The 10509-nt window shown below is 65.1% G+C and carries 10 protein-coding genes; 4 read left to right on the plus strand and 6 right to left on the minus strand.

What is annotated here, in order from left to right; all coding sequences use genetic code 11:
* From AC3WLP_RS15400 to AC3WLP_RS15415, 4 genes are read right to left on the minus strand one after another with little or no spacing between them, the layout of a single operon-like run.
* Entirely contained in the window at positions 1-1449 is a 1449-nt protein-coding gene (locus tag AC3WLP_RS15400; protein ID WP_088512954.1) for a GspE/PulE family protein, read from the minus strand.
* Positions 1449-3185 (minus strand): type II secretion system secretin GspD, encoded by a 1737-nt coding sequence (gene gspD, locus AC3WLP_RS15405; RefSeq protein ID WP_088512955.1) that lies wholly within the window; start codon positions 3183-3185, stop codon positions 1449-1451. The genes AC3WLP_RS15400 and gspD overlap by 1 nt, the downstream gene beginning before the upstream one ends.
* A gap of 21 nt (positions 3186-3206) precedes the next feature.
* On the minus strand, positions 3207-3629 hold the full coding sequence (locus AC3WLP_RS15410) for a pilus assembly protein PilZ (RefSeq protein WP_088512956.1): 423 nt from the start codon (positions 3627-3629) through the stop codon (positions 3207-3209).
* The gene (locus AC3WLP_RS15415; RefSeq protein WP_033726021.1) at positions 3629-5269 is read right to left on the minus strand and encodes a bifunctional UDP-sugar hydrolase/5'-nucleotidase; all 1641 of its coding nucleotides are present in this window, start codon (positions 5267-5269) and stop codon (positions 3629-3631) included. The genes AC3WLP_RS15410 and AC3WLP_RS15415 overlap by 1 nt, the downstream gene beginning before the upstream one ends.
* Positions 5270-5493: 224 nt before the next feature.
* On the opposite strand from AC3WLP_RS15415, the gene AC3WLP_RS15420 reads away from it, so the two are divergent.
* Complete coding sequence (locus tag AC3WLP_RS15420; RefSeq protein WP_088512957.1) at positions 5494-7569, plus strand: PhoX family protein; 2076 nt, start codon at positions 5494-5496, stop codon at positions 7567-7569.
* A 129-nt stretch (positions 7570-7698) separates the two neighbouring features.
* Here AC3WLP_RS15420 and gspK read toward each other — a convergent pair whose 3' ends face one another.
* The gene (gspK, locus tag AC3WLP_RS15425; RefSeq protein WP_088512958.1) at positions 7699-8664 is read right to left on the minus strand and encodes a type II secretion system minor pseudopilin GspK; all 966 of its coding nucleotides are present in this window, start codon (positions 8662-8664) and stop codon (positions 7699-7701) included.
* 145 nt (positions 8665-8809) lie between these two features.
* On the opposite strand from gspK, the gene tatA reads away from it, so the two are divergent.
* From tatA to tatC, 3 genes are read left to right on the plus strand one after another with little or no spacing between them, the layout of a single operon-like run.
* Complete coding sequence (gene tatA / locus AC3WLP_RS15430; RefSeq protein ID WP_003255011.1) at positions 8810-9043, plus strand: twin-arginine translocase TatA/TatE family subunit; 234 nt, start codon at positions 8810-8812, stop codon at positions 9041-9043.
* Positions 9043-9333: a Sec-independent protein translocase protein TatB gene (gene tatB / locus AC3WLP_RS15435; protein WP_003255013.1), complete on the plus strand. Its 291-nt coding sequence runs from the start codon at positions 9043-9045 to the stop codon at positions 9331-9333. The genes tatA and tatB overlap by 1 nt, the downstream gene beginning before the upstream one ends.
* Positions 9330-10091 carry a twin-arginine translocase subunit TatC gene (tatC, locus tag AC3WLP_RS15440; protein ID WP_012051369.1) on the plus strand — a complete coding sequence of 254 codons (762 nt, stop codon included), beginning with the start codon at positions 9330-9332 and terminating at the stop codon, positions 10089-10091. Before tatB ends, tatC begins: the two co-directional genes overlap by 4 nt.
* Before the next feature lie 103 nt (positions 10092-10194).
* On the opposite strand, the gene AC3WLP_RS15445 is transcribed toward tatC, so the two are convergent.
* Positions 10195-10506 carry a YqfO family protein gene (locus AC3WLP_RS15445; RefSeq protein ID WP_012051368.1) on the minus strand — a complete coding sequence of 104 codons (312 nt, stop codon included), beginning with the start codon at positions 10504-10506 and terminating at the stop codon, positions 10195-10197.
* Between the last annotated feature and the right edge of the window lie 3 nt (positions 10507-10509).

Consider the following 10509-nt stretch of genomic DNA (forward strand, 5'->3'; position numbering starts at 1 on the left):
TTAGCCCTGCACCACGCGCAGCACTTCAGCCAGGCTGGTCTCACCGCGGGCCAGGCAATCGCTGGCCATCGCCACCAGGCTCTGGCGCCGATCAGCCAGGTAATCCTGCATGGCCAGCTCACTGGCGCCGTCGTACAACAAGCCGATGAGCCCAGCGTCCAGCTCGATGAATTCGTACAGCCCCAGTCGCCCGATATAACCGCTGCCCTGGCACTGCTCGCAACCCACGGCGTGATAAGTGCTGCCCAGCGCCGCCAGCTCGGGCCACAGCTCGCGCTCGGCAGCCCGTAGCGGATGCGCCACGGCACAACTGCACAAACGCCGCACCAGGCGCTGGGCCAGGACGCCGCGTAGGCACGAGGCGATCAGGAAGGGCTCGATGCCCATGTCGCGCAGGCGGGTCACTGCGCCTACCGCGCTGTTGGTGTGCAAGGTCGACAGCACCAGGTGGCCGGTGAGGCTGGCCTGCACGGCGATCTGCGCAGTCTCCTGATCGCGGATTTCGCCGAGCATGATCACGTCAGGGTCCTGACGCAGGATGGCGCGCAGGCCACTGGCAAATGTCAGCCCGGCACGCGGGTTGATGGCGGTTTGGCCAATGCCGGCGATGGCGTACTCCACCGGGTCCTCGACGGTGAGGATGTTGCGGCTGCCGTCGTTGAGGCTGTTCAGGCTGGCGTACAGGGTCGTGGTCTTGCCCGAACCGGTCGGGCCGGTGGACAACACGATGCCGTTGGGCCGCGCCAGGCAACTGCGCAGGCCCTGCAACACCGCTGCCGGCATGCCCAGGTTATCCAGCGCCAGAAGGCTGGCCTGCTTGTCGAGCACGCGCATCACCACCCGCTCGCCGTGGATGCCGGGCAAGGTCGAGACCCGTACGTCCACTTCGCGCCCCGCCGCGCGCAAGGTGATGCGGCCGTCCTGGGGCTGACGCTTTTCAGCAATGTCCAGGCGGGCCATGACCTTGATCCGTGATACCAGCATGGCCGACAACGCACGTGGAGGGCGCAGCACCTCACGCAGGTGGCCATCGACCCGCAAACGCACCACCAGGCTCTGCTCGAAGGTCTCGATATGGATGTCCGAGGCGCGCAGCCGCAGCGCCTGGCCGAACAGGCCGTTGATCAGGCGGATCACCGGGGCTTCGTCGTCGCTTTCAAGCAGGTCTTCGATGCGCGGCATCTCGCTCATCAGGCTATCCAGGTCGACCTGGTCGCCAATGCCTTCGATCAGCGCTTCGGTGGCGGCATCGCCGGCCTGGTACAGCTGGCCAAGGCGCTCGTCGAACAGCGCAGGTTCCAGGTATTCGAGCAGGCTTGGCTGGCCATGCACACGCAGCAACTCCTGCAACTGGGCATTGTCGGCGTCGGGCCGCAGCCATAGCTGCCAGCCCTGCTCTGCCGGGGCCATGGCCACTCCGCTCTGCCGTGCCTGGCGATAGGGCAGCATCACCAGTCACCGCCTTCCAGGCGTGCGCGGCTGGCGGGGAATACCTGCAACAGCCGCGTGCCCTCTGCAAGGTCCGGCAATTGCAGCGGTGTGGTCTGCTGCAGGGTGCGGTACTTGTCTTCACTGAGGCCCGCCAGGCTCGGGCCGTCGCGCAGAATGCGCGGGCGGATGAACACCATCAGGTTCTGCTTGGTGTTCCTGGTGGCATCGGAGCGGAACAACCGGCCAAGATAAGGAATGTCGCCGAGCAGCGGCACACGCTGGTTGCTGGTACTCAACTCGTCGCTGATCAGGCCGCCAAGTATCACCAGGCCGTTGTCCTCGACCATGACCTTGGTCTTGATCTCGCGCTTGTTGGTGATCACGTCGCTGGCCGAACTGGTGTCGGCAATCGACGACACCTCCTGAACGATGTCCAGGCGCACGCTGTTGTCGACATTGATCTGCGGCTTGATGCGCAGCTTCACCCCGACTTCCTTGCGCTCGATGGTCTGGTACGGGTTGGCGTTGTTCTGCGTCACGGAGCCGGTGACGAAGGGCACTTCCTGGCCAACCAGGATCGATGCCTCGGCGTTGTCCAGGGTCAGCAAGGTGGGCGTGGACAGCAGGTTGAAGCCGCTCTTGCCCTTCAGCGCGTTGATCAGCATGGCGAAGTTGAAGCCCCCGCCGAAATGGCCAATGCCCGCCGTGGCACCGGTGGTGGTGGACAACAGGTCACCCAGGGCCTCGCTGTCGCCACTCGCGGCGGCCCCGGCAATGCTGGCGATATTCACCCCGTTACTGCCGAAGTTGACGATACCGGCACCGAACTTCTCGTCGGCGAACAGCCACTGCACGCCCAGCTCCTGGGCGCTGCTGTCGGACACCTCGGCGATGATCGCTTCGACCACCACCTGGGCACGGCGAATGTCCAGTTGCTCGACAATGGCCCGGTACGCTGCCAGCTCGCTGTCGGGGCCGACCATGACCACGGCATTGGTCCCTTCTTCGTATTCCAGGCGGATACCCGGGCCACCGGAGGCTGGCATCACCGGCCGGTCCTTGCCCTCTGCCTCGCCCGCGCCTTCAGCCGGCACCGCCCCTTCCTGGCTGAGCCCTCGCAGCACCTTGACCACTTCACCAGCATTGGCATGGCGCAGGTAGATCACCTGGGTGCTGCCGTTGCCCGGTGCCTCTTGAGGGCGGTCGAGCTGGCGCAGCAGGCTGGCGATGCGTTCGAGGTTGCTGCGCCAGTCAGTCACCACCAACTGGTGCGCCGCCGGGTACGGTGTAATCACTCCAACCCGCGGGTCGATCAGCGGTTTGAGGATGCCCAGTACCTGTTCGCTGGCGGCGTTGCGCACGCTGAATACGCGGGTGGCCACGCTGTCGCTGCCCTCGCCCTGCTGCCCGCCCGCCTCTACCGGCACCGGCTCCAGGCGCGCGGCCTGGTCGGGTACGATTTTCACGCTGCCATTGGGCAGGTCGACGGTGGCATAGCCCTGGGCACGCAGTTGGGCCAGGAAGATGTCGTAGATGGCGTCGGCGTCGTGCAGGTCGACAGTGCGCACGGTGACCTTGCCCTTGACCCGGGGGTCGACGATGAAGGTGGTGCCGGTGATACGCGACACGCTGTCGATGAACTCACCGAGTTCGGTATCAACGAAGTTCACTTCGTACATCGGCGTACCGTTGTCATCGAACACCGGCTCTTGGGCATAGGCCATGGACAAGGCCAGGCTCAGCGCAGCCGCCATGCAGTATCTAACAGGCATCGTTCATCCTTGCCGCTTGAAGCCGGTCACGGCGGGGCGTGGCGGCCAGGGCAGGCGCTCACGCCGCCCCTGGTTGTTGAAAATCAGGCCATCGCTGTCGATGTCCTGCAGCACGATCCCTGGCGCCAGGCGCTGACCGCGGGCCAGGGTGCGCACTTGCTCGCCGTAGCGCAGCACCACCACACTGGCGGCCAATGGCTGGGCCTTGAGGCCGCCGAGGTATTGCAGCGGCAGACGGGTAATGGTGATGGCGCCGTCGTCGGGCGGCGCCTGCCAGTGACCGACCATCAGCCCGGGCAGCAGGCTGTCGGCCACCGCAGACGCCGTGGCCGGGTGTGGCTGCCAGCTCAACTGCAGCACACACTGCGCAGACAGCCAGCCGGCCAGGGTCAGGCCAGCGCCGGTGAGCAGGCGCGAGGTGAGCATCACGAGGCCAACTGCCGTGGGTGCCAGCCTGGGTGCCCCTGCACGTAACGCACTTCGGGCAGTTGCAGCGGCGCCAGTTGCCAGTTGTCAGGCTGACGGGCCAGCCAGGCTTCGACCCGCTGCCACAGTGGCTCGCCGGCCTGGCTTTCGAATTGCAGGCCAAAGGTGCGGCACAGGCCCTGCACCGGCTCCAGCCCCGTGATGCGCTTGCCTTGTGGGCTGTAGCTGACGCTCCAGGCCTGGCCCTGCCAGCGCGGCAGGTCCTGGCTGTTGTCCAGCAGCAGCGGGTCACCGAACAATTGTTCAGCGGCGTTTTCCAGCACTTGTTCGACCTGCCTGGCCGGTGCCTCGACCACTGGCGCCGGGTAGCCACCGGTAAGGCTGATCAGGTGTTCGCGGGTAATGGGCGCCCCTGCTGCCAGCGGGTAGTCATAACGCAGGCCCGGCAGCAACACGGGCATGCTGCTATCGTCGGCCAAGGCTTGATGCAGCAGGCGGTCCCAGCTGCCGCCACGGGTATCGCGGCGCCACAAGGCCTGGGGCGCGCGGGCCAGCGGCTGGTCGAGCCAGGCCGCATGGCCGGCCCGTTGCTGGTGCAGTTGCGCCTGCAGTGGCGCGACACGCAACTGCGCGGCAGGCGCCAGTTGCTGTTCAAAGGCCGGGAAAAAACGCCCGTCGAACTGCCACTGGCCGGCCACACGCTGGCAGCGCAGGCGGAAGGCACCGCTGCCCCGGCAGCCGGCAAACAGCACCGGTACGCGGCGACCGCTGGCCTGGGTGACCTCGACCGGCGCGGGCCACAGGTCCTGACCACGGGCGCACAACAGCACGTCGATTTGCGGCACCCGTTCAGCCAGCCACAGGCCGGGGCCCGTGCCTGCATCGGCCATGGCCACCACCAGGTCAGCCTCGTGCCGGGCTTGTTCGAATACCGGCAGCAGAGACTGGTACCACTGTTTAAGTGAGGCTTTCTGATCCTGGGCGTACGGGTCGGTCACGCCGACCACTGCGATACGGGCACCGCCGCGCTCGAAAACGTGCAGGGCTTGCACACCCAGTGCCTGGCGTTGTGCGTCAGCCAGCCCGGCGCCGAGGGTAATGGCGCTGGCCTGGCGATACAGGCCCGTGCTGCGTTGTGGCCACAGCACACGCTCATCGCTGCTGACCCGCGCTTCGATGCCCAGCAGTTGGCTGCCTTGCACACCACTTTCGCCCTGGGTCAGGTACGCCAGGCCACTGCCATTCCAGCCTTGGCCGTTCTCCAGGGTCAGGCTGTTGCCCGCACCGGCCTCGCCACGCAGTTGTTCCAGCAACGCCGCGAGCACCGCATAACCGCCCAGTTGCGCTGTCGTTGCCTGGCTGGCATCCAGCAGCGGCGCCAGTTGCGGGTAGGCGATACTGGCACTGCGGCCAGTCATCCAGGGCGCGCGGCCCAAATGGCTGACCGGCCCCAACCGGGTAGCCGGTACCACCGCCTGGCCAGGCTGGCGGGCATCGAGGGTATCGGCGACGTACAGCAAGTCGAGCTGGGCGTTGCCGCCCTGCTGCCCTGGGAAGGCTGTGCAGGCGCCGAGCAGCGGTGCCAAGGCACCGATACCCATCCAGCCGATCACTTCGCGCCTGTGCACACTGCTCGCCATCGCATCCGCCATCCTTATCCACGTCCATTCAGGGACCCGGATGTTGCGGCGTTGGCATTACAGTTTGATGGCAGAAATCCGACAGCAATTCCAATTTGATCTGTAGACCACAAATCTAAGAACTGGCAGTTTTAAAAGCTCGTTAACATTTCTGCCAAGGAATCATCACACTTGCGCCTTAAAGTCGCGGTTTCCTCCAACTCAGCCAACACAAGGACACCCTGATGAGTCGAGATACCGGCGACAACCTGGACCGGAACCAAAGCGGCAACCTGCCGATGGCCAACGTCATGGACGCCTACCTGAGCCGCCGCAGCGTCATGCGCGGCAGCCTGGGCGCCGCCATCGCCATGATCGCCGGTACCGGCCTGACAGGCTGCTTCGACGGTGGTGGTTCCGATCACGATGATCCGGTCACCGAGCCCCCGGTGACCGAACCGCCAGTCACCGAGCCGGAAGTGCCGAAACTGGCACTGGGCTTCCAGTCCATCCCAGGCTCGCGCACCGACGCCTGTGTGGTCGCCACCGGCTATAGCGCCTACGTGCTGGCGCCCTGGGGGACGCCACTGAACAGCAACGGCAACCCGTGGAAGTCCGACGGCAGCAACACCTCGACCGACCAGGCCAACGCCATGGGCATGCACCACGACGGCATGCACTTCTTCCCCATCAACGGCAGCTCGGAAGACGGCCTGCTGGCAATCAATTTCGAGTACATCGACACTGCCGCCCTGCACCCGGCCGGCCCCACTACCGATGTCAATGGCAAGCGCCCGGTTGAAGAAGTGCGCAAGGAAATCAACGCTCACGGTGCTGGCGTTGTACGCCTGCAGAAGATCAACGGCCGTTGGCAAGTGGTCGACAACGACCCGCTGAACCGTCGCTTCACCACGGCTTCACGCATGGAGATCACCGGCCCGCTGCGTGGCACCGACCACGTCAAGACCAAATACTCCACTGCTGGCACCCACTGCCGTGGCACCAACAACAACTGCGGCAACGGCTACACCCCGTGGGGCACCTACCTGACCTGCGAAGAGAACTGGCCGGGCATCTTCGTCAACAAGGGCACCCGCCCCGAGGACCAGCGCCGCATTGGCGTGGGCACCTCCAGCGGCCAGTACAAGTGGGAAACCGCTGCCGGTGACGCCAGCGAAGTGGACGACGAATTCGCCCGCTTCGACGTTACCGTCAAAGGGGCCAGCGCCACGGACGACTACCGCAACGAAGCCAGCACCTACGGCTACATCGTCGAGATCGATCCGTACAACAACAGCACCCTGGCCACCAAACGCACTGCGCTGGGCCGCTTCCGCCACGAGGGCTGCGCCCCCGGCCTGCCCGTCGCCGGCAAGCCGCTGGTGTGGTACATGGGTGACGACTCGAACAACGAGTACCTGTACAAGTGGGTGTCCACCGCCGTGTGGGACGCCGCTGATGCCAACCCGGCCGACCGCCTGGCCACCGGCGCCAAGTACCTCGACCAAGGCAAACTCTACGTGGCCCGCTTCAATGCCGACGGCACCGGCGTATGGCTGCTGCTGGACGTGGCCACCGCCACCACCGGCGGCAGCACCCTGGGCGCGCTGTATGGTGACCTGCCGGGCATCATCCTCAACACCCGTGGTGCTGGCGATGCCGTGGGCGCAACGCCGATGGACCGTCCGGAATGGACGACAGTCAACCCGCTGAACGGCGATGTGTACCTGACCCTGACCAACAACAGTGCACGCACCCCGGAAAAGGTCGATGCAGCGAACCCACGCGGCCCGAACCGACACGGCCACATCATTCGCTGGCACGACAGCGACGACCAACTGAGCTTTACCTGGGACATCTTCGTGTTCGGCGCCAACGCTGCCGGCACCGCCGACATCAACCGCTCCGGCCTGACCGAACTGAACCAGTTCGCCAGCCCCGACGGCATGAGCTTCGATAGCCGCGGCGTGCTGTGGTTTGAGACCGACAACGGCGAAACCACCTTGACCGACTACACCAACGACCAGTTGCTGGCGGTGATCCCTACCGACCTGGTGGATGCCAGCGGCAAGCAGGTGCCGGTGAACGCACAGAACCAGGTGGACCTGCGGCGCTTCTTTGTCGGGCCAAATGGTTGCGAGGTGACCGGTATTACCTTTACCCCGGACAACAAGACGCTGTTCGTCAACATTCAACACCCGGACAACTGGCCGTATACCGACAAGGCGACCGATGCGACGCCGGCTGGGGCTACCGTGCGGCCGCGGGCTTCGACGGTGGTGATCCAGCGTATTGATGGTGGGGAGATCGGGACCGTTTGATCCCGTGCCGGTCAGCCAGCGTTTGCTGGCTGTACCGGCCTCTTCGCGGGCAAGCCCGCTCCTACAGGGGGCTCACTGGTTTCAGAACCAGCGTAGGGGCGGGCTTGCCCGCTTAGAGGTCAGTGAACGTTACCAGGCTATTGGCTCCCGGCTACGCACCCGCACTTGCTGCGCGGGCACCCGGGCATGCCATTGCACCACCCCCAGCGCCTCCACCTGGAACTCGCTGCGCATCACCCGCCCCTCTTCCTCGAACGACAGCTGCAACAGAAAATGCCCGCTGTTGAGCAGCAGCCCTTCGCTCAACCGTTCGAACGTTTCGTCATCCACCGCCCCAAGCGCCTGACGCAGTGCAGCCGCGTCCACATACCCCGACGCCGGCCTGCCGCTGACAATGCGACTGAGCAACGAACGCGAGTAACGCCCTTCATACAGCGCCTCCAGCAGGGGCAGATGCTCCAACCCCAGCGCGTTGGCGTTGAGCCGCCAACCCGTGGTCTGGGGCAAGGCGCACAGCATCGGGTAACGCGCCTGGCGGCTGGCGTCCGACTCCAGCAACAGGTTCAGCTCGCTGGTGTCGAGCATCGGCTGGTCAGCCGCCAGCCGTGGCGGTTGCTGACGCAGGTACTGGGCGCTCTCGGCGCCCTGCAGGCGGGCATCACTGTCGGCATCGAGCCAGTCGGCCAAAGCATCGACCAGGCGTTCGGCCGCCATGTCATTGCCCAGCAAGTAACGCAACTGGCGCTCGGCGCGTTCGCCATCGGCACCCAGCAACGCATTGACGTTGAAGCAGGTGTGCTGGTCGCGTACCCGCAACTGCGCCTGGCCAGCGCCAAAATCGTAGTTAAGCGGCTGCCCGCGCAAGGCTTGCCAGAACAGCGGACTGAGCCGCCAGGCGGGGTCACGCAGGGCCTGCCCGGCATAGGCCAGGCCGGCCTGCTCCATGGCCCGCACCTGCACTCGCTGGTGCAGCAGGCGCACTTCGTCGACCTGATGCCGGCCATCTTCCACCAGCCAGGCCATGCCCGCCGCCAGCATTGCCAGCACCACCATCACCATCAACAGGGCCACACCCTGCTGTTGCCTTCCACCCATCGGTGCGTGCCTCGCTCGCGGAATAAAAACGCCAGTCAACACGCGGGGTGTTTCAGCTAGATGGCAGTGCCCGTTCGTCATGTGCTCGTCATCTAGGCAAGGCAGGATTGCCCTTCCTTTTCATGACCTTACAGGAGTGGTCGCTATGGGTGGCATTGGAATCTGGCAACTGGTGATCGTACTGCTGATCGTGTTCTTGCTGTTTGGTACCAAGCGCCTGAAGGGCCTGGGTAGCGATGTGGGCGAGGCGATCCAGGGTTTTCGCAAGTCCATGGGTGGTGACAATGACGCCAGCGCCGCTGACCAGGCGCACGTGCAGCAACAGTGCCCGCTGAACGGCCAAGTTGCCCAGCAATCTCAAGCGGACCGCCAGGCCTGATGTTCGAGGTCGGCTTCAGCGAGTTGCTGCTGATCGGCGTCGTCGCGCTGTTGGTGCTGGGCCCCGAGCGCCTGCCGGTGGCAGCCCGAACCCTCGGCCGCGGCCTGGGCCAGGCGCGCCGGGCCATGCACGCCTTGCGCACGCAGGTGGAGCGCGAAATCGAGATGCCCAACCTCGACCAGGCACCTCTGCAACGCCTGGAACAGGAGATCCGCCAGGGCATCAGCCTGAACGCGGAACCGGCCAATGATGCGGCCACGGCCGTGCTGCCCAAGGAAAATGCTTCATGAGTATTGCCATGGACCCTGCCGCGAACATGCCCCTGACCGAACACCTGCGCGACCTGCGCAAACGCCTGGTGCGTTGCCTGGCGCTGGTGGCCTTGGTGTTCGCCGGCCTGTTCCCCTTTGCCCAGACGCTGTACACGCTCATATCCGAGCCGCTACGGCGCTTTTTGCCGGAAGGCGCGAGCATGATCGCCACCAGCGTCACCTCGCCCTTTCTGGCACCGTTCAAGCTGACCGCGATGTGCGCCCTGTTCCTGGCCATGCCGCTGCTGCTGCATCAGGCCTGGGGCTTTCTGGCGCCGGGGCTGTACCGCCGTGAACGGCGCATTGCCCTGCCGCTGCTGGTATCGAGCATCGTTTTGTTCTATGCCGGCATGGCGTTCGCGTTCTTTCTGGTGTTCCCGATGATGTTCGGTTTCTTTGCCAGCGTGACGCCGGACGGCGTGGCGATGATGACCGATATCAGCCAGTACCTGGACTTTATCCTGGCGCTGTTTCTGGCCTTCGGGCTGGCGTTCGAGATCCCGGTGGCGACGTTCATCGTGGTCTGGGCAGGGTTGGCCGATGTGGCCACATTGCGGCGCAGCAGGCCCTACGTGGTCGTCGGGTGCTTTGTGGTGGGGATGATCCTGACACCGCCGGATGTGTTTTCGCAGACGATGCTGGCAGTGCCGATGTGGGTGCTGTTCGAGGTGGGGTTGCTGGCTTGTGGAATGTTGAAGCGGCCGGAGCCAGGCAAGGAGATTGTGGCTGGATTGTAGGGCCCTTTCGCGGGCACGCCCGCTCCCACAGGGATATCACAGGTTCTGAAGATTGTGATGTCCCTGTGGGAGCGGGCGTGCCCGCGAATAGCCGTGATGCGTTCTAGAACTCGGCGAGCCGCCAGACTTCATAGGCTGGCGTCTCGTACGGGTGGCTCTGCTTGAGCGCAGCGACGACCTGCACAATCAGCTCGTCAGCCACCACCAGCTCCACCTTCCACTCTTCCACCACCTCGACCTGGCCGGTTTGCCCGAGGAACGGCTGGCTGCCGTCCAACGGGCGGAACTGGCCCTGGCCAAGGGTTTGCCAGGCGCAGTGCTCATAGTCACCGATGCGCCCGCCGCCAGCAGCGAACACAGCGGCCTTGACCACTTCGACATGGCTGGCGGGGACGAAGAAGGCGAGCTTGTACACGCC

The organism is Pseudomonas sp. FW305-E2 (assembly GCF_058782925.1).

Bases quoted from the DNA above. Each gene is read 5' to 3' on its own strand.
- AC3WLP_RS15400 (WP_088512954.1), bottom strand. From the start codon at position 1,449: ATGCTGCCCTATCGCCAGGCACGGCAGAGCGGAGTGGCCATGGCCCCG.
- tatB (WP_003255013.1), top strand. From the start codon at position 9,043: ATGTTCGAGGTCGGCTTCAGCGAGTTGCTGCTGATCGGCGTCGTCGCG.
- gspD (WP_088512955.1), bottom strand. From the start codon at position 3,185: ATGGCGGCTGCGCTGAGCCTGGCCTTGTCCATGGCCTATGCCCAAGAG.
- AC3WLP_RS15420 (WP_088512957.1), top strand. From the start codon at position 5,494: ATGAGTCGAGATACCGGCGACAACCTGGACCGGAACCAAAGCGGCAAC.
- tatA (WP_003255011.1), top strand. From the start codon at position 8,810: ATGGGTGGCATTGGAATCTGGCAACTGGTGATCGTACTGCTGATCGTG.
- tatC (WP_012051369.1), top strand. From the start codon at position 9,330: ATGAGTATTGCCATGGACCCTGCCGCGAACATGCCCCTGACCGAACAC.
- gspK (WP_088512958.1), bottom strand. From the start codon at position 8,664: ATGGGTGGAAGGCAACAGCAGGGTGTGGCCCTGTTGATGGTGATGGTG.
- AC3WLP_RS15410 (WP_088512956.1), bottom strand. From the start codon at position 3,629: ATGCTCACCTCGCGCCTGCTCACCGGCGCTGGCCTGACCCTGGCCGGC.
- AC3WLP_RS15415 (WP_033726021.1), bottom strand. From the start codon at position 5,269: ATGGCGAGCAGTGTGCACAGGCGCGAAGTGATCGGCTGGATGGGTATC.